At 27.7% G+C, this 25,381-nt stretch carries 24 protein-coding genes, 1 tRNA gene, 2 riboswitches and 1 other annotated feature; of the genes, 7 read left to right on the forward strand and 18 right to left on the reverse strand.

Translation table 11 applies throughout. The features are described from left to right. The first annotated feature begins 6 nt into the window (after positions 1-6). From potA to BN6774_RS13900, 4 genes are read left to right on the forward strand one after another with little or no spacing between them, the layout of a single operon-like run. Positions 7-1,056, forward strand: a complete 1,050-nt coding sequence (gene potA / locus BN6774_RS13885; RefSeq protein ID WP_066894804.1) for a spermidine/putrescine ABC transporter ATP-binding protein — start codon at positions 7-9, stop codon at positions 1,054-1,056. Next, a complete protein-coding gene (locus BN6774_RS13890; RefSeq protein WP_066894806.1) occupies positions 1,049-1,900 on the forward strand; it encodes an ABC transporter permease in 852 nt (283 codons plus the stop codon). Before potA ends, BN6774_RS13890 begins: the two co-directional genes overlap by 8 nt. After that, positions 1,894-2,703: an ABC transporter permease gene (locus BN6774_RS13895; RefSeq protein ID WP_066894808.1), complete on the forward strand. Its 810-nt coding sequence runs from the start codon at positions 1,894-1,896 to the stop codon at positions 2,701-2,703. The genes BN6774_RS13890 and BN6774_RS13895 overlap by 7 nt, the downstream gene beginning before the upstream one ends. After that, positions 2,690-3,751, forward strand: a complete 1,062-nt coding sequence (locus BN6774_RS13900) for an ABC transporter substrate-binding protein (protein WP_066894810.1) — start codon at positions 2,690-2,692, stop codon at positions 3,749-3,751. Before BN6774_RS13895 ends, BN6774_RS13900 begins: the two co-directional genes overlap by 14 nt. 38 nt (positions 3,752-3,789) lie before the next feature. On the opposite strand, the gene ndk is transcribed toward BN6774_RS13900, so the two are convergent. Then, positions 3,790-4,200 (reverse strand): nucleoside-diphosphate kinase, encoded by a 411-nt coding sequence (gene ndk / locus BN6774_RS13905; protein WP_207644577.1) that lies wholly within the window; start codon positions 4,198-4,200, stop codon positions 3,790-3,792. A 137-nt stretch (positions 4,201-4,337) separates the two neighbouring features. On the opposite strand from ndk, the gene BN6774_RS13910 reads away from it, so the two are divergent. Beyond that, a complete protein-coding gene (locus BN6774_RS13910) occupies positions 4,338-4,607 on the forward strand; it encodes an acylphosphatase (RefSeq protein ID WP_066894813.1) in 270 nt (89 codons plus the stop codon). Between the two features lie 103 nt (positions 4,608-4,710). On the opposite strand, the gene BN6774_RS13915 is transcribed toward BN6774_RS13910, so the two are convergent. Continuing rightward, a complete protein-coding gene (locus BN6774_RS13915; protein ID WP_235829620.1) occupies positions 4,711-5,712 on the reverse strand; it encodes a glycoside hydrolase family 73 protein in 1,002 nt (333 codons plus the stop codon). Positions 5,713-5,862: 150 nt separating this feature from the next. Continuing rightward, on the reverse strand, positions 5,863-7,206 hold the full coding sequence (locus BN6774_RS13920) for an alanine/glycine:cation symporter family protein (protein WP_066894815.1): 1,344 nt from the start codon (positions 7,204-7,206) through the stop codon (positions 5,863-5,865). A gap of 85 nt (positions 7,207-7,291) precedes the next feature. Continuing rightward, positions 7,292-7,376: riboswitch (glycine riboswitch) on the reverse strand. A gap of 2 nt (positions 7,377-7,378) precedes the next feature. After that, positions 7,379-7,457: riboswitch (glycine riboswitch) on the reverse strand. Positions 7,458-7,706: 249 nt separating this feature from the next. On the opposite strand from BN6774_RS13920, the gene aspD reads away from it, so the two are divergent. Then, positions 7,707-9,368: an aspartate 4-decarboxylase gene (gene aspD, locus BN6774_RS13925; protein WP_066894817.1), complete on the forward strand. Its 1,662-nt coding sequence runs from the start codon at positions 7,707-7,709 to the stop codon at positions 9,366-9,368. Positions 9,369-9,602: 234 nt separating this feature from the next. On the opposite strand, the gene leuA is transcribed toward aspD, so the two are convergent. From leuA to BN6774_RS13960, 7 genes are all read right to left on the reverse strand, one after another. Then, positions 9,603-11,270 carry a 2-isopropylmalate synthase gene (leuA, locus tag BN6774_RS13930; protein ID WP_066894819.1) on the reverse strand — a complete coding sequence of 556 codons (1,668 nt, stop codon included), beginning with the start codon at positions 11,268-11,270 and terminating at the stop codon, positions 9,603-9,605. Positions 11,271-11,320: 50 nt separating this feature from the next. Next, positions 11,321-11,519: a binding site (T-box leader), on the reverse strand. Between the two features lie 72 nt (positions 11,520-11,591). Next, complete coding sequence (locus tag BN6774_RS13935; RefSeq protein WP_066894823.1) at positions 11,592-12,551, reverse strand: D-2-hydroxyacid dehydrogenase; 960 nt, start codon at positions 12,549-12,551, stop codon at positions 11,592-11,594. 18 nt (positions 12,552-12,569) lie between these two features. Beyond that, positions 12,570-13,202, reverse strand: a complete 633-nt coding sequence (gene ppaX, locus BN6774_RS13940; RefSeq protein ID WP_066894825.1) for a pyrophosphatase PpaX — start codon at positions 13,200-13,202, stop codon at positions 12,570-12,572. A gap of 122 nt (positions 13,203-13,324) precedes the next feature. Beyond that, complete coding sequence (locus tag BN6774_RS13945) at positions 13,325-14,215, reverse strand: SPL family radical SAM protein (RefSeq protein ID WP_066894827.1); 891 nt, start codon at positions 14,213-14,215, stop codon at positions 13,325-13,327. Between the two features lies 1 nt (position 14,216). Continuing rightward, a complete protein-coding gene (locus tag BN6774_RS13950; RefSeq protein ID WP_066894829.1) occupies positions 14,217-14,867 on the reverse strand; it encodes a GyrI-like domain-containing protein in 651 nt (216 codons plus the stop codon). 68 nt (positions 14,868-14,935) lie between these two features. After that, complete coding sequence (locus tag BN6774_RS13955; RefSeq protein ID WP_066894831.1) at positions 14,936-15,823, reverse strand: helix-turn-helix transcriptional regulator; 888 nt, start codon at positions 15,821-15,823, stop codon at positions 14,936-14,938. A gap of 130 nt (positions 15,824-15,953) precedes the next feature. Continuing rightward, positions 15,954-16,039, reverse strand: a tRNA-Leu gene (locus BN6774_RS13960). Positions 16,040-16,214: 175 nt separating this feature from the next. Between BN6774_RS13960 and BN6774_RS13965 the strand changes: the two genes are divergently transcribed. After that, the gene (locus BN6774_RS13965) at positions 16,215-16,733 is read left to right on the forward strand and encodes a nucleoside/nucleotide kinase family protein (protein ID WP_066894833.1); all 519 of its coding nucleotides are present in this window, start codon (positions 16,215-16,217) and stop codon (positions 16,731-16,733) included. Between the two features lie 108 nt (positions 16,734-16,841). On the opposite strand, the gene BN6774_RS13970 is transcribed toward BN6774_RS13965, so the two are convergent. The 8 genes from BN6774_RS13970 to BN6774_RS14000 all read right to left on the reverse strand — a co-directional run bounded on the left by BN6774_RS13970 (position 16,842) and on the right by BN6774_RS14000 (position 25,313). Further along, on the reverse strand, positions 16,842-18,995 hold the full coding sequence (locus tag BN6774_RS13970; RefSeq protein ID WP_066894835.1) for a YhgE/Pip domain-containing protein: 2,154 nt from the start codon (positions 18,993-18,995) through the stop codon (positions 16,842-16,844). A gap of 96 nt (positions 18,996-19,091) precedes the next feature. Further along, positions 19,092-20,222: a glycosyl hydrolase family 8 gene (locus BN6774_RS13975; RefSeq protein ID WP_084767143.1), complete on the reverse strand. Its 1,131-nt coding sequence runs from the start codon at positions 20,220-20,222 to the stop codon at positions 19,092-19,094. 13 nt (positions 20,223-20,235) lie between these two features. Next, the gene (locus tag BN6774_RS13980) at positions 20,236-21,018 is read right to left on the reverse strand and encodes a potassium channel family protein (RefSeq protein WP_066894837.1); all 783 of its coding nucleotides are present in this window, start codon (positions 21,016-21,018) and stop codon (positions 20,236-20,238) included. A 298-nt stretch (positions 21,019-21,316) separates the two neighbouring features. Further along, complete coding sequence (locus BN6774_RS13985; protein ID WP_066894838.1) at positions 21,317-22,363, reverse strand: aldose epimerase family protein; 1,047 nt, start codon at positions 22,361-22,363, stop codon at positions 21,317-21,319. 177 nt (positions 22,364-22,540) lie between these two features. Next, positions 22,541-22,876, reverse strand: coding sequence for a DUF1653 domain-containing protein (locus tag BN6774_RS13990; protein ID WP_066896697.1), 336 nt, complete (start codon positions 22,874-22,876; stop codon positions 22,541-22,543). Between the two features lie 9 nt (positions 22,877-22,885). Then, a complete protein-coding gene (locus BN6774_RS13995; protein WP_066894840.1) occupies positions 22,886-23,929 on the reverse strand; it encodes an NADH:flavin oxidoreductase/NADH oxidase in 1,044 nt (347 codons plus the stop codon). A 404-nt stretch (positions 23,930-24,333) separates the two neighbouring features. Beyond that, positions 24,334-24,456 carry a hypothetical protein gene (locus BN6774_RS18995; RefSeq protein WP_268873143.1) on the reverse strand — a complete coding sequence of 41 codons (123 nt, stop codon included), beginning with the start codon at positions 24,454-24,456 and terminating at the stop codon, positions 24,334-24,336. Between the two features lie 572 nt (positions 24,457-25,028). After that, positions 25,029-25,313, reverse strand: a complete 285-nt coding sequence (locus BN6774_RS14000) for a hypothetical protein (RefSeq protein ID WP_235829621.1) — start codon at positions 25,311-25,313, stop codon at positions 25,029-25,031. Positions 25,314-25,381 lie beyond the last annotated feature (68 nt).

The following is a 25,381-nucleotide window of genomic DNA, read 5'->3' on the forward strand; positions in this document are numbered from 1 at the left end:
TTTATTTTGGAACAAAACATTATAGAAATAAAGGGTGTTTCTAAAACTTTTGAAGATAACTGTGTTTTAGACAACCTTTCATTAAACATTAAAAAGAATGAATTTTTAACATTACTTGGACCTAGCGGATGTGGAAAGACTACAACACTAAAAATCATTGCTGGTTTTGAAGAAGCTGATACAGGTGAAGTCTTATTTAACGGAACTGACATATCTGCTTTACCTCCCTATAAGAGGCAAGTAAACACCGTATTCCAAAAATATGCTTTATTTCCTCATATGAATGTTTATGAAAATATAGCCTTTGGATTAAAAATAAAGAAAACTTCTAAAGATAAAATAGATTCAAAAGTTAAAGAAATGCTAAAGCTAGTTTCTCTTGAAGGCTTTGAAAAGAGAAAAATTGAATCTTTAAGTGGTGGTCAACAACAAAGAGTAGCCATTGCCAGAGCACTTATTAATGAACCTGAAGTTCTTCTTCTTGATGAACCTCTTGGAGCATTAGATTTAAAACTTAGAAAAGAAATGCAAATAGAGCTTAAAAGAATCCAACAAAGACTAGGAATAACATTTATATTCGTAACCCATGATCAAGAAGAGGCATTAACTATGTCTGATACAATCATAGTTATGAATAAAGGAAAAATTCAGCAAATGGGCTCTCCTGAAGATATATATAATGAACCCGCTAATGCTTTTGTAGCTGACTTTATAGGTGAGAGTAATATATTTGATGGAAAAATGCTTGAAGATTACAAAGTTGAATTTTCTAATAGAACTTTTGATTGCGTAGATAAAGGATTTAATAAAGAGGAATTAATTGATGTAGTAATTAGGCCTGAAGATATAAAAATAGTACCTGAAGATAAAGGAATGCTAAAAGGAATTGTAAAATCAATAATCTTTAAAGGAGTTCATTACGAAATAGAAGTAGAAGAAGGAAATAATAAATGGATATTACACAACACTAAATTTGCAGAAGTTAATTCAATAATTGGATTAGATATCTATCCAGAGGATATTCATATTATGAGAAAGGTATCTAATAATGAGTAAATCAAAGGTATCTAAAAAGAACCTTGCCTCATATCCATTTATATTTTGGAGTGCCCTATTTATTATAATTCCTTTATTAATAGTTTTATTCTTTGGTTTTACAGTATCTACTCCTGATGGTTATGCTTTTTCAGTTGAAAACTTTAAAAGATTAGTTCAACCTCAATATATAAAAGTTTTTGAAAGAAGCTTATGGCTTGCATTTTTATCCACATTTTGGTGCTTAATACTTGGTTACCCCGTAGCCTATATTATCTCTAAAATGAAGCCATCAAAGGGTAATATTTTAATTATGTTATTTATAGTTCCAATGTGGATGAACTTCTTACTTAGAACCTATGCATGGTTACCTATTCTAGGTAAAAACGGATTTATAAATAATATTCTTGGTTATATTGGTCTTGGACCTTTTAACTTCTTATATAATGATGGTGCCGTTATTTTAGGTATGATATATAACTTCTTACCATTTATGGTATTACCTATTTATACAGTTCTAACTAAAATAGATAAAGATTTATTAAATGCAGCTGCTGATTTAGGAGCTAATAGAGGTGAAATTTTCAGAAAAATAGTTCTACCTTTAAGTATGCCTGGTGTAATTTCAGGTGTTACTATGGTATTTATGCCTGCTGTTTCTACTTTCGTAATTTCTAGGTTATTAGGTGGTGGACAATACACACTTTTAGGTAACTTAATAGAACAGCAATTCACAACTATGGGTGATTGGAACTTCGGTTCATCAATATCAATATTTATGATGGCAATTATTTTAATTTGTATGGCTATAATGAGTTTATTTGATAGCTCTGAAGCTAAAGAAGGAGGCGGACAATTATGGTAAAAGGATTTGAAAACTTTATTAAAAAGTTTTATTTAGTAATAATTTTCATATTTTTATATATGCCTATTGCTGCCTTAATAATATTCTCATTTAATGATTCTAAAACTATGGGAAAATGGTCCGGCTTCACTTTTAAGTGGTATGTTGAATTATTTAACAATGATACTATATTAAAAGCTTTATTTTATACTATTGTTATTGCAGTAATTTCTTCATTAGTTGCAACAGTAATTGGAACTTTAGCTGCAATTGGAATTAATAAGATGAAAGGTCCTAAAAAAGCCTTATTATTAAATATAAATTATTTACCTGTATTAAATCCTGATATAGTAACTGGTATTGCATTAATGAGTTTATTTATTTTTATAAGACCTATTACTAAATTAGATTTTGGATTTACTACAATGCTACTTGCCCATATTACATTTAATATTCCATATGTAATATTAGCAGTTTTACCCAAACTTAGACAGTTACCAGAAAATATAGAAGAGGCTGCCTTAGACTTAGGTGCTACTCCATCTTATACTTTAAGAAAAATAATATTACCTCAAATTAAACCTGGTATTTTTGCTGGTATGCTTATGGCATTTACAATGTCTGTAGATGACTTTGTTATAAGTTTCTTTACAACAGGACCAGGAGTTACAAACCTATCAATAGAAATATTTGCAATGGCTAGAAGAGGGATTAAACCAGAAATAAATGCCCTTTCTACTCTAATGTTTGTAACAGTATTAACACTTCTATTAATAGCTAATAGAAAGGAATTTACAAGAGGTGATAAAGTTGAAAAAGCTTAAAAAATTTGTTGCTTTACTATCATCATTAATTTTAATATCATCATCTTTTGTTGGATGTAAAAATAATGAAGATAACGGAAAAAGAACTTTAAATGTATTTAATTATGGTGACTATATAAATGAAGATTTAATAGATAAGTTTGAAGAAGAAACAGGTATAGATGTTGTTTATGATACTTATGAATCAAATGAAATAATGTATCAAAAAGTAAAAAACAGCCCTGGTACTTATGATTTAATTTTTCCTTCTGACTATATGGTTGAAAAAATGTTAAAAGAAGATATGTTAGAGAAAATAGATTTTACTAATATCCCTAACTATTCAAATATAGGAGAAGACTTCAAAAACTTACCTTACGATCCTAATAATGAATACTCTGTTCCATATATGTGGGGTACTATAGGAATAATATATGATGCTGATAAAGTTACTGAAGAAGTAGATAGCTGGGATATATTATGGGATTCTAAATACAAGGGTGAAATTTTTATGTTTGACTCAATAAGAGATACTTTAGCTATTTCCTTAGCAAGATTAGGCTACTCAATAAATTCTATAGATAAAGAAGAGTTAGATGAAGCAGCTAATGAACTTATTAAACAAAAACCTTTAATTCAATCTTATGTAATGGATGAAGTTAAGGATAAAATGATAAATGGAGAAGCTATCTTCGCTACTGTTTACTCTGGTGATGCAATCTTCATTCAAGAAGAAGCTTCCGATTTAAATCTACAATATGTAGTACCTAAAGAAGGTTCTAATAAGTGGTTTGATGTTATGGTTATTCCAAAAGGAGCAAAACATAAGACTGAAGCAGAAGAATTTATAAATTTCTTATGTGACCCTGAAAATGCAAAGGAAAATGTTGAATATATAGGTTATGCAACACCTAATACTGCTGCATATGAACTTTTAGATATAGAAACTCAAGAAGATGAAACAGTTTATCCTCCAGAAGAAGTTTTAGATAAATGTGAAATCTTTAAGGATTTAGGAAATAATATAAAATTATATGATGATGCATGGTTAAAAGTAAAAATCAATTAAAAAATGGAGCTGTTTCAGCTCCATATTTATTTATATAATTATAAATACTCTTTACCAAACCATAAAGAAATTTCTCGTTTAGCACTTTCCGTGCTATCTGATGCATGAACACAATTCTCTCTGTTACTATCTGCATATAAGTTTCTTATAGTCCCAATCATTGCTTCTTTAGGATCTGTACTTCCATTTATATCTCTAACTTTTTTAATTGCATTTTCACCTTCTAAAATTAATGCACATAAAGGTCCACTAGTTATAAAATCAATCAAAGGTTTATAAAAAACTTTTCCAATATGCTCTTCATAATGTTTACTTGCTAACTCTTCAGTAATTTTCTCCATTTTTAAAGCAATAACCTTTAAATCGTTTTCTTCATACATACCAATAATTTTTCCTATTATATTCTTTCTAACTGCATCTGGCTTTATAAGTACCAATGACTTTTCCATAATTAACCCTCCCATTATAAAACTTTCCTTTAAATTATACCATTGATTTGAACCTTTTAATAACTATATTTAGAATATTCTTTATTTTCATACTCTGTGGTATAATTTTATATATTTATATATCTTAGGAGGATAACATGGTTAGGTATTATATTGTTGTTGATGGTAGAGTTCAAGGAGTTGGCTTTAGATATTTCTGTCAAATGAATGCTTTAAATATGAATTTAACTGGTTGGGTACATAATATGTCAAATGGAATGGTGGAAATGGAAGTCCAAGGAAATGAACATGTTATTTTAAAATTCATTAGCATAATAAGCAAAGGTAATTTCTTTATTAAAGTTACTTCACTTTCTAAAAAAGAAATATCTATGATTGAGAACGAAAAAAAATTCATAATAAAATAAAATCATTATAGATATTTATAATGATTTTATCTTAATTTATTATAAAGACTATGCTTAAACGGTTCATAGTCTTTATAAATTTAATTAAACACTGATATATTTGCTACTTTTGCTCTACAAGATTATCATAAAGCATTAAATTATTTTCTTGAATTACTCTTATCAACTTATCTGCATATATTAAATTTCCTTCTTCATCCTTTGCTGTACTATAACCTGCATTTTCAAGAGCCTGAGCTTGCTCTTTATATGTTTTGCATTCAAAAAGTCCATTTTTTGCATATCTTTCATTTTCATATAAGAATTTACCATGATCTCTAATTGATGACTTAAAGCTATCATAAGCTCTAAATGCGCCAACTATAACATCATCATAATTCTCTTTTGTTTCTAGTTCTGCTGTTTTTCCACTCCATCTACTGTCAGCTTTTATTCCAAAAAGGTTATTATACTCTTCTGACAAAGTAGATTCTCCCCATCCAGACTCTAAGATAGCTTGAGAAATAGTAATAGAAGGCAATATCCCATAATTTTTATAGTTATCAAATGCAATTTCAGATACACTTTCTATAAATTCTAATTTTTCTTCATCCTTAGGTAATTTATCATTAATATAATTATTTTTTAAAGCTTTTAAATTCTTATTTGCTAACTCCATCTGTTCTGAATTAAAGTTTAATCTTTTAATTGAATCTTTAAAATTATTAATACCAACTACATTTCCATCTTTATCTTTATTTAAGAATACATCCTCTATTTTAGTTATATTATTTTCATTAATTTCAAAGCTTTCATTATTTAAAACAAAATTAACACTAGCAATTTCTTGCCAATTTATTTGATATCCATCTTTACTTAATTCATCCGCTATATTTATATAATTTTGAATTTCTTCTTTTGATAAATAAATTTCATCCTTTGATACACCTATTAATTTAAAAGTTGCTATGAAAGTTGTTATTACAAGAACTAATATAAATATTAGTGATAAAATCATCTTATTTGTTTTGCTATCCAAATATGATTTTGTTATATCATTTAACCCTTTATAAGTACCTTTATATTGCAAAGCTTCACCTCCTGCTTTACTTAATAATCTTATCATATAATAATATTCACACATTATAAATCTTATTAATAAATCTTAAGTAATATTTAATAAAAAAGAAATAAACATTATATTCATTGCTCCGTCGCATGCGCTCCAGGTCAACCTCATACAATGTTTATCTCTTTGCAAACTGAAGGAAGGAAATTATAAAAAATAATTTTCAGTTTCTTCTATAACTACTTTTCGTAATCCTATTAAGGCTACTAAGTTTGGAAGAGCCATTAATCCATTTACTATATCTGCTATAATAAAAATCATTTCTAGTGGCAAGAATGGTCCAATTCCTACTAATATTATAAATATAAATTTATATGGTTTTATTCCTTTAACTCCGTATAGATATTCTATACATCTTTCACCATAGTAATTCCAACCTAATATAGTGGTAAATGCAAAGAATATAAGTCCTATATTTACAATATACTTTCCAAAATCAGGTATAGGAAGTCCAGCTTCAAAAGCTGCTGTTGTTAATGCTGCGCCTTCTAAGCTTCCACTAAAGCTTCCTGTTATAACTATTACTATCCCAGTCATAGAGCAAATAATTATAGTGTCTATAAATGTTCCTGTCATTGATATTAAACCTTGTCTTACTGGTGAATTGGTTTTAGCTGCTGCCGCTGCAATTGGAGCACTTCCAAGACCTGCTTCATTTGAGAATACACCTCTACCAATTCCTCTTTGCATTGCTATTGATATAGTTATTCCAACAGTACCTCCTAAAGCTGCTTTAGGATTAAAAGCACTTTCAATAATAAGTGCAATTGCTGAAGGTATCTTATTAAAATTAAATATTAAAACAAATATAACTCCTACTATATATAAAACCGCCATAAATGGCACTACTTTTTCAGAAACCTTTGATATTCTTTGTATTCCACCTAAAGTTACTAAGGCTACCAATACTGTAACAACTACCGCCGTAATTATTACAGGTACATTAAACCCTATTTGTGCAGCATCTGCAATTGATTTAACTTGTCCAAAAGTCCCTATTCCAAGTAAAGCAACCCCAACTCCAAATATAGCAAATAATTTAGCTAGCCAATTTAATCCTAAACCATTCTTTATATAATACATTGGTCCACCAGACATTTGACCATTTTCATCAACTTCTCTATATTTTATTGCAAGTACACCTTCTGCGTATTTTGTAGCCATACCAAAAAACGCTGCAATCCACATCCAAAATAATGCTCCCGGTCCTCCTGCCTTTATTGCTGTAGCTACTCCTACTATATTTCCTGTACCTATAGTTGCAGATAAAGCAGTACATAATGCTCCATAACTAGATACATCCCCTTTAGTACTTTCATCTTCATCTTCCTTAGAAAAAATATACTTAAAAGCTAATGGCAGTCGAAAAACTTGAAGTAACTTAAGTTTTAAGGTTAAATAAATACCTGTTCCTACTAATAATATTAATAATGGTGGTCCCCATATTATGCTGTCTACAGCATTTAATAATAATTGAATTTTGTTTAACATAAAAAAATCCCCCTTAAAAATATTTACGGAGGAGAATGGATAACAAGAATAGGCTATATACTTATAACCCAAACTTTTACCCTATCCCCTGTCCTTTTACCTGAGAGTTTCAATAGCTAAATTCTTAACTACCTTGCTCCTTCGGTGCTCTTTACGAGTCTCTCCAGAGGTTCGTCCAATAGCGGTCCTAATACCTGAAAGATTTACTTCTTCGGTGGATTTATAAAAAATCACTCTCCCACTACCTTCAACCGAACGTTATTAAATTATAAATTTATTATATACGTCTATACGAATTAGTTCAAGAATTATTTTAATAAAAGATTATATCTATTATTATTAATTTATTAATATAAGCCCTATTTGAATTATATATTTTTCCACTTTCATATTTTTTGAAGCAATTATTTCATTAATTATATTTCTTGCAAGAAATCATTGATTTTTTTATTTCTCAATATATACTATTAGTAGATAATTAAACATGCAAAAGGAGAACCATAATGAATGTTACATTAAATAAGGACTATTTAAAAAAACTTTATGGTAGAATAAGTCCTTTCGAATTTAAAGATAATTTAATAAAATTAGCTAACCTTAACAAAGAAAAATTTAATGGTACTGTCTTAGATGCAGGAAGAGGAAACCCTAATTGGATATCAGCCAATCCTAGACAAGCCTTTTTTACTTTAGGACAATTTGCAGTTTTAGAGTGTAAGAAAACTTTAAGTATAGGAAACTTAGCTGGAATGATTCAAAAGGATGGAATTTATGATAGATTTATAAACTACTATAATGAAAATCTAGAGCAACCTGGTATAGAACTTTTAAAAAGTATAATAGATTATTGTATTTTAGAATTTAAATTTGACAAAGATGAATTTTTATTTGAATTATCCGATGGAATTATAGGAGATAATTATCCTTTTCCGGATAGAATGCTTTTACATATAGAAAAAATAGTAAACAGGTATTTAATTAAAGAATTATGTGGAAATAATAAATATGATAATAGCTTTGATGTTTTTTCTGTAGAAGGTGGAACAGCTGCAATGTGTTATATTTTTGAATCTTTAGTTGCAAACAATTTATTGCACAAAGGCGATACTATTGCACTAATGACTCCAATATTCACTCCATATTTAGAAATTCCTCATTTGCCTAACTATAATTTTAATGTAGTTAGAATCCATGCAAATGAAGTAGATATTAATAATAAACCAACTTATCAATATCCTATAGAAGAATTAGAAAAGCTTAAGGATAAAAATATAAAAGCTTTATTTATAGTTAACCCAAATAATCCAGCTTCTATTGCTCTTAATGATAAATGTATTAATAACTTGGTAGATGTTGTTAAAAATTCTAATCCTAATTTAATGATCATAACTGATGATGTTTATTGTACCTTCATTAAAGATTTTAAATCTGTTATATCATATTTACCTTATAACACTATAGGAGTTTACTCATTATCTAAATACTTCGGTGTTACAGGCTGGAGGCTAGGAACTATCTTACTAAGCAAAAATAATATATTTAATGATTTAATTAAAAATCTTTCTGAAGAAGAAAAAATAAATATAAATAATAGATACAAGCATATGAGCTTAAACCCAGAAACTGTTTCTTTTATTGATAGGTTAGTTGCAGATAGTAGACAAGTTGCCCTAAACCATACAGCAGGCCTTTCTACACCTCAACAAGTTCAAATGGCTTTATTCTGTGCTTCAGCACTTGTAGACATAGATAATAACTATAAGAATTTAACTATAGAAATATGTAAAAGACGTAAATCTCTTTTATTTCAAGGATTAGAAGTAGAACTTATTGAAAACCCTATGGATGCTTCCTATTATACTGAGGTTAATATCATTGAATGGGCAAAAAATAAATATAATGAAGATTTTTCTAACTTTATTTCTCAAAACTACACTCCATTTGATATATTATATGATTTAGCTAAAAATTATTCTGTAGTTCTATTAAACGGTGATGGTTTTGCTTCATCAGAATGGTCCTTTAGAGTTTCATTAGCTAACCTAAAGGATAATTGCTATTATATTATAGGAAAAGTACTAAACAAAGTACTAATAGACTTACTTAAAGAATACGAAAAAAATAAATTAGCTCAAATAAATACCACAAAAAAAGCACAATAAAAAAGTGTTAAAGTATCATATCTAGGTTCCGTCGCAAGCTATAAGTCACCTTGCTATGATATTTTAACACTTGAAAACTAAAAGTTGAAAATTATAAAAGAGCTGTCATAAGACAGCTCTTTAAATGTAAAATGTAAAATTAATGTTGTATTTCTTCCCGAAATACTTTTTGTTTTCCAAAACTCCTTTAGGAGTTTTTTCATAAATTATGCATTATCCATTATCAATTATCAATTATCTGTACAGTCTGTTTATCGCACTAAAGACTGCTTTTATTGAAGCTATTGTAATATTACTATCTACACCTACACCAAATGTAGACTTTTGTGTATCTAATCTTTTCATTTCAACATAAGCAGCGGCTCTAGCTTCAGATCCCTCTCCTAAGGAGTGTTCTACATAGTCCATAATACTAGTTTCTACTAATTTACTTTTTACTAAAGCCTTCTTTAATGAGTCAATAGGTCCATTTCCATTTGCTTCAACTATCTTTTCTTCACCACTATATGCAATAGTAATTTTAATTTTAGTATTTTCACCATTTGAATCTATATTATCATTATCTTCTACTTTGAATTTTATCAATTTAAATGGTCCAGTTACATCTAAATACTCTTCAGTAAACTTGTCTAAAATTACATTTGGTGAAATTTCTCCAAACTTTTCAGTTACTCCTTGTATAATTTCTCCAAATTCTTTATGCATTCTTTTTGGCATTTTGTAACCATAGTGATTTTCCAATACAAAGGCTATTCCACCTTTGCCAGACTGACTATTTATTCTAACTAAAGCCTCATATTCTCTTCCTAAATCTCTAGGATCTATAGGTAAATACGGTACCTCCCAATGCTCACTACCTCTTTCCATATACTTTTTCATTCCTTTATTAATTGCATCCTGATGAGATCCTGAGAAGGCTGTAAACACTAATTCTCCTGCATATGGATGTCTTATATGAACCGGTATCTTACAACACTTTTCGTATACATCTATCACTTTATTTATATCATCTAATTCAAGCTTTGGATCTACCCCATGAGAAAACATATTATAAGCTAAATTTATAATATCTACATTTCCTGTTCTCTCACCATTGCCAAATAAAGTTCCTTCAATTCTATCAGCTCCTGCTAACATAGAAAGTTCAGCAGTTGCAACTCCCGTTCCCCTATCATTATGAGGATGAACACTTAAAATAACTCTATTTCTATTTGAAAAATTTCTACTCATCCATTCTATTTGATCTGCAAATACATTAGGAGTATCCATTTCTACTGTTGAAGGTAAATTAATAATTACTTTTTCTTCTTCTGTTGCACCCCAAGTATCTAAAACTGCTTCACATATTTCTAAAGCATAGTCAACCTCTGTTCCTGTAAAGCTTTCTGGAGAATACTCTAAATATATTTTTCCATTAAACTCCTTAGTATGCTCCTTAACTAATTTAGTACCCTCTACTGCAATAGATTTAATTTCTTCTCTGCTCATATTAAATACTACATCCCTTTGTAATATCGATGTTGAATTATATATATGAAGAACAGCTTCCTTAACACCTTCTAAAGCCTCAAAAGTTCTTTTTATTAAATGTGGTCTTGCTTGAGTTAACACTTGTACCTTAACTCCATTAGGAATTAAATTATCATCAACTAATTTTCTTAAAAAATCAAATTCTATTTGCGAAGCTGAGGGAAAGCCAACTTCAATTTCTTTAAAACCCAATTCCACTAAAAGATTAAACATTTTTATTTTTTCATCTACTGTCATAGGATTAATTAAAGCTTGATTTCCATCTCTTAAATCCACACTACACCATATAGGTGCCTTATTAATTTCATTATCTGGCCATTTTCTATCCTTTAATCTTATAGTTTGAAATTTTTTATACTTTTTATAATTCATTTAAATGCCCCCTTTTATTATTGAATAAAAAACCGCGCAAATCCTCCTAATTTTGGAGCGATTTACGCGGTACCATCCAAGTTTTAAACTTAATTTATTTAACGGTATAAACATACCGACAAGACCTACTTCCCCATTCAGTCCTGTAGCTCCTGAGCGAGTTCAAAAGGGATTATATGCGAGCTCTCACCAAACCTCTACTCTCTTTAATAAATCTTGCTTTTTACTACTCTCATTCTACGCTTTTCTTTATTGATTTAATTAGTAATATACTATATACTTCACAATTTGTCAAACATTTCTAGGAGTTTTTTATTAATTTTATAATTCAACTCTTCCTCTTATTTCACCATTATAAAAGGCTCTTATGTTATTTAGTACTTCTTTAAATAATCTATTTCTTGCTTCTACACTTGCCCAAGCAATATGTGGAGTTAGAACTAACCTCTCTTTATTCTTAGTTGAAACTAACGGATTATCTAAAGCTATTGGCTCTACTTCAAAAACATCTAAAGCAGCTCCAGCAATAAGTTCTTCATCTATCGCCTTTGCAAGATCTCCTTCTACCACTATAGGCCCTCTTCCCATATTTACTAATATAGAGTTTTTCTTCATTTTCTTAAGAGCATCATAATTAATTAATCCTTGTGTATTATTATTTAATGGTGCATGAATAGAAATTATATCTGAGTTTTCTAATAGCTCATTAAATTCCACTCTTTTATAATCACTATTTGAATTTTTTCCTGATGTAGAATAATAAATTACATTTACCCCAAAAGCCTCTGCAATTTTAGCAACTCTTCTTCCAATAGCTCCAAGTCCAATTATTCCCCAAGTCTTACCTTCAAGTTCATAAAATGGATTAGTGACATTTGTAAATAGGCCACTTGTTGCATATTCTCCTGACTTTACGAAATTATCATAATATGATAGCTTATCATATAAAGATAAAACTGTAGCAAAAGTATGTTGTGCCACTGTGTTAGTAGAGTATCCTGCAACATTAGTTACTGCAATATTATTATTTTTTGCATATACTATATCTATATTATTAAAGCCTGTTGCTGTCTCACATATAAGTTCTAAATTCTTAGCTTCTTTTAAGTTATCTTCATTCAATACTACCTTATTAGTTAATATTATATGAGCATCTTTAATCCTTTCTACTACTTCTTCTGGCTTTGTAGTATCATAATTAACTACATTACCAAATTCCTTTAATGCATCAAAATCTAAATTTCCTAGAGTTTGTCCATCTAAAATAACTATATTTTTCATATTTTTCCCTCCAAATTGCTATATTAAATTTAATATATCTTCCGGTTTATCTATTAAATAATCTGGCTCTGAAGATTTTAAAGTATCTAAGCCAATAAATGTATAATTTACTCCACAAGTTTTACATCCTGCTGACTTTCCACAGTATATATCATAAATACTATCTCCAACCATCATTGCTTCATTAGACTCTATTCCTAAGTCGCTACAAGCTTTCAAACATGGATCTGGATTAGGTTTGTGTAATTCTGTAGACTCTGGCGTAATAATTATATCCATATAATCATATATTCCTGCTACTTTCATCCCTCTAATTGCAAGCTCTGCTCTTTTTGAAGTAACTATTCCTATCTTTATATTTCTTTCTTTTAAACCATCTAAAAGCTCTTTAACACCATCAAAGGCAAAACACATCGTATCATGTATAGCTTCATTATATTCTCTATAATAAGCAACTAAATCATCAACATTATCTCTTTTTGAATATTTTTTAAATGGTTCTCCTAATGGTCTACCAAAAAAATCTACTATTTCTTCTCTTGTTAGTTCCATTTCTAATTTATCTTTAAAGGTCTTTACAAAAGAATTATATATTAATTCGTTTGTATCTATTAATGTTCCATCTAAATCAAATAATACTGCTTTTATCATATTCCCTCCAATTTATCTTATGCACCTTTGTAAATTCTTTATTTTAATAATAACATATTAAAATACACTTATGCAAAACTCTACACTCTTTAAGAAAATATAAAGGATGGCTTAACCATCCTTTATATATCAAACAAACTTATTTGCTCATTAAAATATCCTTTTTTATAATCTTCTACTATATCTTTCATTTTATAAAGAATATCTAGCTTTTTACACTCATCGCTTAATATCTTATATAAATAATTTGCATTAGGGCTTAAACATAAGTATTCGTAGCCAAAAACATTTAAATATTCTTCTTTAACACCATAAAAATTTTTATCTAAAGCTTTAAAGAAATAATCTCTTTGATTGTTTCTTAAGGTTACTCCAAAAAGAGGATACACAAATTTTGCTCCACACTTTTTAGCCATTCTTACAATAGAAATTATATTTTCCTCACTATCATTAATAAATGGTAATATAGGCATTAATAATACTCCAGTATAAATTCCTTCTGAGGATAATTTTTCTATGGCTTTAAACCTCTTAGAAGTTACTGCAACATTAGGCTCAATTTTTTTACATAACTCATCATCCATAGTTGTTATTGTAAGTTTACAAATTACAGGAGAATGCTCTTTGATTCTCTTTAATATTTCAACATCCCTAGTAATTAAGTCACTTTTAGTTGCTATCTCTATCCCAAATCCATTTTCATTAATAATTTCTAAAGCTCTTCCTGTTAAATTATATTTCTTTTCAAAAGGATTATATGGATCACTCATAGAACCAGTACTAACTACTCCTTTTTTTCTTTTTGATTTTAACTCTTTTCTTATAATATCTAAGGAGTTTTCCTTTGCCCTAACATTATCAAAATTTTCTATTGCATAGCAATCACTTCTACTATCACAATATATACAACCATGACAACAGCCCTTATAAATATTCATAGTATAATTGGCTCCAAACCAATTATTATCTTCTTTATAATTGGAAACAATACTTTTAGCAATAATATAATCCATATTATCTCCTTACAGGATGTCTAATAACAGTTTTCATTTTATCTATACTAGCTCTCCTTGGATCTGATAAGTATATTTCATGATGTCTTTTTATTTTTCCATCTTCATTAACTCCGCATATATCATCTATTAAATTATTTTCTTTAAGGTACTTATCAATTTTAGCAGTAGTTTTATATTCCTCATCAAAAGGACCTATATGCATACATTGAACACATAATCCTTCATTAAAAGCTTCAAATCTTGCTTTACTAATATCTAGATTAGGCTTTTTCTTTTTAACTTCATTACAAGCAAATTCAAAAATTTCCTTAGTAACAAACTCTGGCTGACGTATCATAGATGTCCAAATATACTTATGCTTTTTACTAAAATCCATATCATCATCCTCTAACCACCATAACCCTTCTAGTGGTGGGACAACATAATCAAAATATCCTTTTAATTGGTTTCTAATTTCCTTATTCATTTTTATTGTATACGATAAGGCATACAGCAATTCAATAGCTTTTGGGTACTCTCCTTCTTTATCATTAGGATTTCCCTTTCCATCTACCATTATAAAATTCATTTTAGGTACTAATATTTCCATAGGACTTGTTTTAGGTAAATATAAATCCTTATATTTCTTTTTATAATCTATTTTTTCCATGATATCTCTCCTGACATTATCTTTATAATTAAATTATAACCATATTAATATGACACCTATCTGTCATATTAATAATTATTTAAGGCCTTAATTAATCGTTTCTTTACCTCTTCTTTTATTTCCTGTGGCTCTAGTACTTTTATGCTATCTCCAAATGTCATTAAATATCCATATATCCACTCACCTAAAGGCAACTTTATTTCTACTATGTAATCCCCATCTTTATCTATAATATAATCTTGAAATTCATCGTACACTCTGAAAGCCATACTTTTATCTATTTTTAATTTTATATTTACTATATCATTATTTTCATAAACATTCTCTAACAAAACTTTATTAGGAATAGGTCTACTAAAAGTATCAGCAAGAACGTCAATACTTCTTAACCTATTTAATTTAAAAAATCTAAAATCTCTTTTATTTTTACAATAAGCATACAAGTACCAGCCTTGACCTTTAAATACTAACTTTAAGGGCTCTACAGTCCTATTTGAATATTCTCCATTAGAATTATAATAAGCAATTTCTATTATTTTTTTATTTATTATCGATCTTTTTATTGCTTCAAACTTCTCACCTAGGCTATTATCTTTATTCCAACTTGAAAAATCTATTTCAATCCAACTTTGACTATTTCCACCTAAAAACATACTTAATTTAGATAATTTGTCTTCAAAAGCACCTTCATTAATAGCACTAAACCCTTGAATAGCCGCTAATGCTTCTTTTTTTTCTTCTTCAGATAAAAGTGTTTTATTTAATATAAAATCTTGCAAAAGAGTTATTCCTCCCCCCTTTCCTTTAGCCATATAAATAGGAATTCCAGCTTCAGAAAGTTTTTCTATATCTCTATAAATTGTTCTTTGAGATACTTCAAAATGATCAGATAATTCTTTTGCTGTAACTTTTTCTTTTTCTAATAAAATATATATAATTTCAAATAACCTCTTCATTTAAACTTCCTCCTAAACCATCAAAAAATATATCTAACCTCTATAAGTATTAAGGGTCAGAATAACATATACTCTGACCCTTATTTTTGTTAACTATTAATTTTTTATTTTTAATACAAAATTTATAAATTGGTGCAGATGGCGGGACTTGAACCCGCACGAGGATTCCCCCGTCACCCCCTCAAGATGATGCGTCTGCCATTCCGCCACATCTGCATAATATAATTTTAATTTATTATAATATATTTTTCAATATATTATAACTATCTTATGATATAATCTTTAAGAAAGTCTAAAAAATTTAATATATGTAAATTTATTTATTACATTGCTTCATAGGCAATGTAAAATTATATAATACTATTGGATAACCACGAAAGGAGGAGCTATTATGAAATGTATATCAATTTCTGGTGGCGCAGGACATGGAAAAGATACCCTTGCAAAAAAATTGAAATATATTCTTGAGGGTAAAGGGAAAAAGGTATTTATAATTCATTATGCTGATTACTTAAAAATGGTAGCAACTCAAGTATATAATTGGAAGGGTTTAAAAGATAAAACCGGTAGAGATATTCTACAGAGATTGGGAGATAAAATGAGAGCACAAGATGAAATGTTCTTGATTGATGAATTACTTAAAATATTAAATTTAGTTAAAAATGACTTTGATATAGCAATAATCCCTGATGCAAGATTTCCTAAAGAAATAGAGTGTTTAAAAACCATAGGGAAAACTATTTCTATACATATAACTCGAGTTGATTATAAGAGTAATTTAACAGTTACTCAAAACAATCATAAAACAGAAAGAGCCCTTGATAACTATTCTTATGATTATAAGCTTATGACTTACACAGACAAAAAAATCCCAGAAATAAACTCAATTATAGAAAATATTTTAAAATAAAAATTTAACTTAATTATTTAAATTTAAGGAATTCAGCCAAAGCTGAATTCCAACCTCAATTTTTCATTGTTCATTATTTAATTTATAAGATTGCTGTGCAATCTTATCCTAGTGTCCTATAAGCCCACTTTTATTTAACTTTTCTATAAACTTTTTACTTGCTTTATTAATTGGTCCTTTTAAAAATAATCCTATTATTATAAATATTGCTCCATAACTTAAAAGCATAAGTAAGTCTCTAGTTAAATTTTCTTTAACAACACCAGCTACAGCTTCCCTCATAGCTGAAATTGCATAAGTAAAAGGTAATAAAGGATTTACCTTTTTAAAGAAACTTGGCATTACTTCTACTGGAAAAGTACCACCTGCTCCTGCAACTTGTATAACTAATAAAATCACAGCTAATGCCTTACCTACATTTCCAAATATAGATACTAATGTATAAACTATGGTAATAAATATTATACTACTTAATATACTTACTCCTATAAACAACCATTTATTTAATACATAACATTTTAATAAATATAAATCTCCTAGGGTAAGAATTATTGTTTGGCATATTCCTATAGCTCCAAAGGTCAGAAGTTTTCCAAAATACTTTTCATAAGGTTTAAACTTAATTTTTTCCTTAAATCCATGTGGTTCAGTAGTTAATAAAGAAACTAATATTAATGACCCTACCCATAGAGCTAGGGTAGAATAAAATGGCGACATTGCAGATCCGTAATTAGGAATATAAAACAATATTTCTTCTTTTATTTCTACTGGGCTTCCTAAAAATTTACTTACAGCTTCCCAATCATTTTTTAAAATAGATAATAGTTTATCTATTTCCCCTTCATTATTTATTACTGATAATTTCTTTGATATTTCTCCTAAGCTAGATTTTATAGTTGGCATTTCGCTTCTTAATTTATCTATATCTTCCATCCCTAAGTTTAGTGCTTTATCTAAAGTATCAAGCAAACTATTTATATCTGGAATAGCTGATTTAGCTTCGTCTATAAGCTTAAGAGAGTTGTCAGCAATTGAAGTTAATTCATCTATGGCCTTATTTATAGCCGGAATATATTTAGAATCATAATTATTTAAAATGCTATTTATAATATTTTTATTATTTTGTATTAATACTTTAATTTCTTGAAGCTTACTTTTATCTATAGGCTTTGCATTATTAATTTCATTTTGTATTTTTCCAATAACGTCTATAGCAGAATTTATCTTAGAACTTGCTAAATTTAAATCATTAACTATTTCTTTTATACTTTCATTAAACTTAGCTAAGGGCTCTAAAGCTTTCAAAATACCATTAATCTTATTATTTATTTCTCCAAACTTACTACTAATATTGTCAAGTCCAGTTATAATTGAATTTTTATCTATATTTATATTAATAATTGAATTAATAATTCCTTCTAAGGCATTAAGTTCTCTACTTATTAATTCTAAATCCGATTTTACTACTGGTGCTATCTCTCCTAAAGCTCCTTTAGATTTTTCCAAAGCATTTTTAGTATCAATTAATAAACTATCACTTGAGGATAAGGTATCATCTAATAAAGGAAGATTCTCTTTGGCTCTCTTTACTAACGCTTCTGCCTTTTGGCTACCCTCTGTAGCTTCATTTATTATATTTTCAATTTCAGGAATCTTATTATTTAAACTAATAATTCCATTCATTAATTTTAATATCTTATCTTTAGCTCCCTCAATACTAACTCCAGCTTCATTTAGTATTTTAAATATTACACCATCTACAGTTTCTATTATGTTACTATCAACTTGAGACTTTATTGTAGTAACTCCTTTATCAGTTATTTTAGGAGCAATTGCATTGCTCTTCTCGTTAACTTTGTATATTAATGTTGGCCTTTTAATGGGCTTGTTTACTATAGATAAGGTTTCTTCTGTAAACTCTTCTGGTATTATTATAGTTGCATAATATTTTCCCTTCTCAACCCCACTATTCCCCTCTTCTTCTGAAACAAACTGCCATCCTAAATTAGTATTATCTTTAAGCTTTTCTACTAGCTGATCTCCAATGTTTATATTTTTTTCTTGAAGTTTTCCCCCAATATCCTTATTAACAATTGCAACCTTTATTCCACCAGTATTTCCATAAGGATCCCAACTAGCTCTTATATTAAACCAAGCATATAAAGAAGGTAATACAATAAGTCCAATTATAATAATAAGTGCCACCCAATTATTAAGAATACTTTTTAAATCTCTATTAAATATTTTAAATATATTTCTCATGTTTTCCTCCATATAAGCCTTATCCTATGTAATAACTTTATTGTTCACTTAATTCAATAAAATTATTACCTTTTTAATATAGCTTATATAGAGAATCTAATTTTTAAAACCTCTTCTAAAAGCAAGTAATGCATTTAGATTATCATATGAATATACTTCATTAGCAGCTTCATATCCAAAAGCACCATAAATATCACTATCTATATTTAACACTTGAAAATTTTTCATTTTATTCACTGCTAAATCATACAGTTCTTTATCATTTATTACCTTTGCTATTAAAACTAAGTTAGCATAAATAGATGTTGATTCTACTTTACTTTCTTCCATTGTTTTTATATCATATGTGGTTGAAATATATCCATATTCCCTTAACCTATTCTTTAGCCAATGTACACTTTCACTTACATCTTCATTTACTTCTGCTTTATTTAAAATAACCAGAACAGATAATAATGTATCTACCTTTTCTTCATTATCATAGCTTTCCTTATCACCATCATAAAACTTTCTATATAATGGAAGTTCACTACTTATAAATCCATTGTTGATAACTTCAAGAGATTTATTATATATGTTACTCCACTCCTCATCAAACAAAGATAATACATCCATTGCATATAAATCTAAGTAACATAAAGTAGTTATATTACTTTTTCCATATCCATCATTAAAATCTACAAGTCTATCATCTGTAACTAAATTTTTCTTAATTCCTTTAGCAACCTTTAATCCATAATATCTATATTTAAAATTATCAAAATCCTCTCCTGCTAAAATAAATGATCTTGCTATTCTTAAATCATCTATAGTTGCAGAAACATTTGAAGGCTGATTTTCTTCAATCCTCCAGCTTATTAAGCCATCCTTTAACATCATATTATCTTTAATGTATTTAAAGATATTTTCATATTCTACTTTATTATTGTTATACAAATAATAATTTAAAATCATTCCTTGAGATTCAGATAATATATCATGACCCTTAGTTAAATCTCCATCAGTTTTATTATTACTATAATTAGTATATATTCCTCCTTCATCATCCATTAATTCATTATTAATGAAACTCAATAATAATCCTTCTTCTCTTGAAACTTCTTCATTAGATATAAATGAAGGTAATTGAACCTTCTTTACATATTTATATAAGTTTACATACCCTATGTATGACGTAATTAATATTACACTTAAAATAATAACTATAGCTTTCATCTTATTTTTCATAACAAATTCCATTCTATCCTTTCTTCTTTTCTCTTAAAACCCTTAAAGTTTTGTATATATTATCTAATTCTTCATCAGAAATATTATCTAAATTATCTATTTTAAACTTAATAAATTCGATAGTTTCATCTCTAAAAGTTCTTTTTTCCCTCTTTCTTATATCCTTATTAATTATATAAGCTGCAATAGTACTTGTAGTTACCCCTATAAATCCTATTCCAAAAATCATAAGAAGTATAGCAACTACTCTTCCTAATCTAGTTGTTAATAATATATCACCATATCCTACAGTAGTAAATGTGACAAAGCTCCACCAAATTGCATCTCCAAAGGTCATATCCTCAAGCAATGCAATTATAACTGCACCTAATACTATTATAATGGTTGTTACAATTAGTAAGTAATTAAATTTATTAACTTTAACTGTTTCTTTAATTTTATTCTTAAACTTAATAATTAAAATAAATAAAAATATTACTTTAACTATCTTTAGTTGAGTATTAATATCTACAAATATCCTTAAGTTTAAATTAATAATTATTTTTCCAATTAAGATAAAGGGAAAAATAGATAGAAAATCTACAATATTATTAACTATAAATTTTATCTTTCTCTTAGATATAGCAAGATTTAATACGTAATCTAGTAAAAATATAAAACTACCAATATAATTAATATAATAAAAACTCTCTACTACCATTAAAGGAAGCTTATACATTAAATCTAATATTATCATAATAGAAAGCATTAATGCTAATAACCCTATAAACAATTCATATAAAGTTTTTCTTTTCATATAAACTCCTCTCAATTAATTATCTACTTATATTTTATATAGTAACTTAAATAAAAATGATAATATAAAAACTTTCACTGAAATATTTTTCATTTTCCTAGTAATGTTAAAAGAATAAAAATATATCAAATTACTGAAAAAGGTGGTGAACTATTAACACTTGATTTGACAGGAGGTTTTATATGGCTTCTGTTCTCTGTATGCATCCCTTTTTATCTTTATTTTATATATAAATCAAAACTAGAGTTTAACAAAAAATATAAACCTCAGGAATATCCTGAGGTTTATATTAAAACATCTACTTTATTATTGAAAACTTATATATAGTTTCTTTATTATATTCTTCTCCCTTTTTCAGAAGTGAATATTTTACAAATACATTATCTCTACCTATTGGTGGGCTTTGAGTTTCTATTGCTATTGCATCTCTTCTATTTGGCTTCTTATTCCACTCTAAAAGTTCTTCATCAGGGAAATTAAGAGTATATAGTACAACACTATTTTGGTTAGTATAGACATCCATTTGCCTTCCTGATTCTTTATGATAAAGCCTTATCTTAACATCATTTCCGCCATTTAATACCCAACAGTGATCATAACCTTGTCCAATATTTAATTGGTAATCTTCTTCCTCAATGTCCCTACCGATAGTCTTGGGATTTGTAAAATCAAAAGGAGTCCCTCCAATTTCTATAATATCTCCAGTAGGTACTGAATTTTCATTAACTTCAATTATGAAATCGCTATCAATATATAGGTGATGATTTAGAATGTCTTCCTTACAATTACCACTTAAATTAAAATAACTATGATTTGTTAGATTTACTAATGTATCTTCATCACTATTTGCTCTATAAGATAACTTTAGTTCATCTTCTTCTGTAATAGTATATCTAACTTTAAGGTTTAAATTTCCTGGATAGCCTTCTTCTCCTGATGGACTTAAATAATCAAACTCAATATATGCTTCATCTTCATTTGCACTAGTTATAACATTTAAAAACTTTTTACTAAAACCTATATTTCCACCATGCCCTTGGTTAATTCCATAATTTTTATTAAACTCCAAAAGGTTATCATTTATAATAACTTTACCATCAGCTATTCTTCCTGAAGTTCTTCCAATTAAAGCTCCATAATATGAAGGATTTTCTTTATAAACATTAATATCCTTATACTTCATAACAACGTTTTCTATAAGTCCATTTTTATCTGGTACTAATACATCAGTTATTATTCCACCATAATTTAGTACATTTATTCCAAAACCTTTTGAATTTCTTAAACTATAACTTTCAACTTCTTTATTATCAAATTCTCCAATTAAACTCTTCAATATCTCCATAGTTCCACTCCTAAATTTATTCATTTAATAATATTATACATAATATTATAACTATATTCCTAATATATACTTTCAAACTAAAAGAGTCAATTATTAAAAGATATTTTATCCATTTTTTTCTATAATATATTTAAAAATATTACCTATAAAAAAGGAGACATTTTATGTCCCCTTATTTTAATTTACTAATTCAAATCTATATTTTTGTTCTATATCTGGATATTTATTTTTATCTACTTGGCTTAAAAACATATTTATTGGCCTAGCATATATTCCCTTATCGTCATATAGAGCCTTATATAGAACCAAGCTATCTTTTAAATTCTCATCGTGATAATATAAATCTTCTATCTTATAGATATTTATAAATTTATTTAATTCTGTATGATAAGCTTGCAATTTATTATCTTCATTAATTATGCTTTTATCCTCAATAGGTTTACTTACAGTCATTACAGCATAATAATTATTTTTAAAATGTTTATAAATAGCAGGATACTTTATACTTCTCATTACTATCACCTATTCCTCTTGTATACTTCTAGTAAACCCTCTACCATATTGTTTTGGTATCTGAGTTTTTCTATTTAATTTAATTGCTGCTTCAAAAGCCCAGTAAGGATTTCTGAACATAGCCCTTCCTATAGCTACTAAATCCGCTTCTTCATTGCCTATAACAGCATTTGCTAACTCTGGTTCATCTAGCTTCCCTACTGCTATTACATCTACTCCTAAAGTTTCCTTTATTGCTCTTGCAAATGGAACTTGGTATGCTGCATGAGTTCCTGGCTTTCCTGCTGCTGCAATTGGACCTTCTCCTCCTGCACTAATATGGAATATATCTGCTCCAGCTTCTTTATATGCCTTTGCAAGCTCTATTCCTCTTTCTATTCCATATCCACCTTCTACATATTCAACAGCAGAAACTCTCATAATTAATGGCATATCTTCAGGCATTTCACTTTTTGCAGCTCTTATAATATCGCATCCAAACTTAGTTAAATCCCTTCCATATTCATCATTTCTCTTATTGGTTAATTCTGAATGGAATTGATGAATTAAATATCCATGAGCTCCATGTATTTCTATAGCATCAAAACCTGCTTTAATAGCACGTCTAACTGCCATTTTAAATTTATTTACCATTTCTTTTACTTCTAATGTAGTTAACTCTCTTGGTGTTTTACAATTTTCATCAAAGGCTATTGCTGAAGGTGCAACTGGTAATTCTGCGTCTTCCGCCTTCCTACCAGCATGGGCAATTTGTATCGCTACCTTTGCACCATATTTATGGCATTCATCTACTATTCTTTTTAATGGTTCTATTTGTTCATCACACCATAACCCTAAATCATAATCACTAATGCGTCCATCTGGTTCAACATCTGTCATCTCAATAATAATTAAACCTGTTCCACCTACTGCTCTACTTACATAATGAACAAAATGCCAGTCTGTAGCTATTCCATCCTTCTTATCTACTGAGTATTGACACATTGGTGGTAAAACTATTCTATTTTTTAATTTAAGACCTTTAATCTCATAAGGAGTAAATAAATCCTTCATAATAAAAACCACCTTCCTTATATTTCTTCTTTATATTTAAGTATAAGGATTCTGATTTTATAAATCAAGTAGTAGGAATTTTTAATTAACATTAACTATCAATACTATTAAAATTACCAAAATATTTATTTGACATAAAACTTGTCTTTACCTTATCATATATTTAGTAGTTAATTATTTTGCTGGGTAGATTTTATACATACTGCTTTTCTGCCTAGCATATCTTTAAAAATTAAGATATTTCTCTAAATTACTATTTCTTAAATTTTCTTTATAATCACCATAATTATCAAAAGTCATACATTTAGTTCCTTCTATATTTTCACTCTTAAAATATTCTCCATTTTTAAAAACCTTAACTTCTCTTGATTTAATATTTTAAAAGGAAGATCTTATTTCTATATCTATGGCTTGTATTTCATTATTAAAATCATATAATATAACTTTTTATTATCTTCTATACCTATTATTCTAACTTTGATATTACTAAAAATTAGAATATTACTTGAAAGAACTACTAGTATCACAATAAAAATACTCAAAATAATCTTCTTAAATTTAATACACTACTCTTTTACAAATATATCCATAACAAGTATATCAATTATATATTTTATTTGTATCTATCTTCACATTGTAGTGTGTACTTTTTGTTTTATATTCTTATAATTAAAGCTATAAATTTTAATACATCTCATGTTAATGTTAATCGTTCACTAAATATTTTAATTTACGAACATTAACCAAATTTAAATACATCTCATGTTAATGTTAATCCTTACTTTATGGAAATTATATAAATGTTAATGTGCTATTTAAATACATCTCATGTTAATGTTAATCGGACTTAAGAACTCTTATGTAATAGTAAAAGAAAAATTTAAATACATCTCATGTTAATGTTAATCCATTGATTTTAAGCCACTCTTATTTTATTAAAATCTCTAAACATCTTATATTACTATGTTTTATAGATATTTTACCAAGTAATTTTAATTTTTTCAATTTTTTAATTTAAATCTATGCAAATGCCTTTACTTACATACTTTAATAAAATAATATTATAATTTTGCTTGGTAAAAACATATTGCTTTTAATATCAATTACTTTTAGCTTGTCCTAATTTTACTATTAAATCATGGACAAAATTAGATCCTCTAGATATTAAGATAGCTGTTAATATTATTCCTACAAAGGGCCATGTTGTATTAATATTTAATAAACTTAAAATATCTAGTTTAACATCTATACAAATAATTAAAGATACAACTAAGGCTCCTATCCTATCTACAGATATTTTCCCCTGTTGCCAGGTCATCTTTAATGTTTCCCAAACACTTTCAGATATTAAAGCTAAAATAAATATGATAAATAATTTTTCCACAATATCCTCTCCCATTTTCTTAAAATTCCTTTATTACATCATATTTATTTTAGTATCCAGTTATACAT

It is taken from the genome of Clostridium nigeriense (assembly GCF_900086595.1).
GTDB lineage: Bacteria > Bacillota > Clostridia > Clostridiales > Clostridiaceae > Clostridium > Clostridium nigeriense.

Coding starts and splice junctions, on each gene's coding strand:
- BN6774_RS13890 (WP_066894806.1), top strand. CDS start 1,049: ATGAGTAAATCAAAGGTATCTAAAAAGAACCTTGCCTCATATCCATTT.
- BN6774_RS13895 (WP_066894808.1), top strand. CDS start 1,894: ATGGTAAAAGGATTTGAAAACTTTATTAAAAAGTTTTATTTAGTAATA.
- ndk (WP_207644577.1), bottom strand. CDS start 4,200: ATGGAAAAGTCATTGGTACTTATAAAGCCAGATGCAGTTAGAAAGAAT.
- BN6774_RS13910 (WP_066894813.1), top strand. CDS start 4,338: ATGGTTAGGTATTATATTGTTGTTGATGGTAGAGTTCAAGGAGTTGGC.
- BN6774_RS13915 (WP_235829620.1), bottom strand. CDS start 5,712: ATGATAAGATTATTAAGTAAAGCAGGAGGTGAAGCTTTGCAATATAAA.
- BN6774_RS13920 (WP_066894815.1), bottom strand. CDS start 7,206: ATGTTAAACAAAATTCAATTATTATTAAATGCTGTAGACAGCATAATA.
- leuA (WP_066894819.1), bottom strand. CDS start 11,270: ATGAATTATAAAAAGTATAAAAAATTTCAAACTATAAGATTAAAGGAT.
- BN6774_RS13935 (WP_066894823.1), bottom strand. CDS start 12,551: ATGAAAAATATAGTTATTTTAGATGGACAAACTCTAGGAAATTTAGAT.
- ppaX (WP_066894825.1), bottom strand. CDS start 13,202: ATGATAAAAGCAGTATTATTTGATTTAGATGGAACATTAATAGATACA.
- BN6774_RS13945 (WP_066894827.1), bottom strand. CDS start 14,215: ATGGATTATATTATTGCTAAAAGTATTGTTTCCAATTATAAAGAAGAT.
- BN6774_RS13950 (WP_066894829.1), bottom strand. CDS start 14,867: ATGGAAAAAATAGATTATAAAAAGAAATATAAGGATTTATATTTACCT.
- BN6774_RS13955 (WP_066894831.1), bottom strand. CDS start 15,823: ATGAAGAGGTTATTTGAAATTATATATATTTTATTAGAAAAAGAAAAA.
- BN6774_RS13965 (WP_066894833.1), top strand. CDS start 16,215: ATGAAATGTATATCAATTTCTGGTGGCGCAGGACATGGAAAAGATACC.
- BN6774_RS13970 (WP_066894835.1), bottom strand. CDS start 18,995: ATGAGAAATATATTTAAAATATTTAATAGAGATTTAAAAAGTATTCTT.
- BN6774_RS13975 (WP_084767143.1), bottom strand. CDS start 20,222: ATGAAAAATAAGATGAAAGCTATAGTTATTATTTTAAGTGTAATATTA.
- BN6774_RS13980 (WP_066894837.1), bottom strand. CDS start 21,018: ATGAAAAGAAAAACTTTATATGAATTGTTTATAGGGTTATTAGCATTA.
- BN6774_RS13985 (WP_066894838.1), bottom strand. CDS start 22,363: ATGGAGATATTGAAGAGTTTAATTGGAGAATTTGATAATAAAGAAGTT.
- BN6774_RS13990 (WP_066896697.1), bottom strand. CDS start 22,876: ATGAGAAGTATAAAGTATCCTGCTATTTATAAACATTTTAAAAATAAT.
- BN6774_RS13995 (WP_066894840.1), bottom strand. CDS start 23,929: ATGAAGGATTTATTTACTCCTTATGAGATTAAAGGTCTTAAATTAAAA.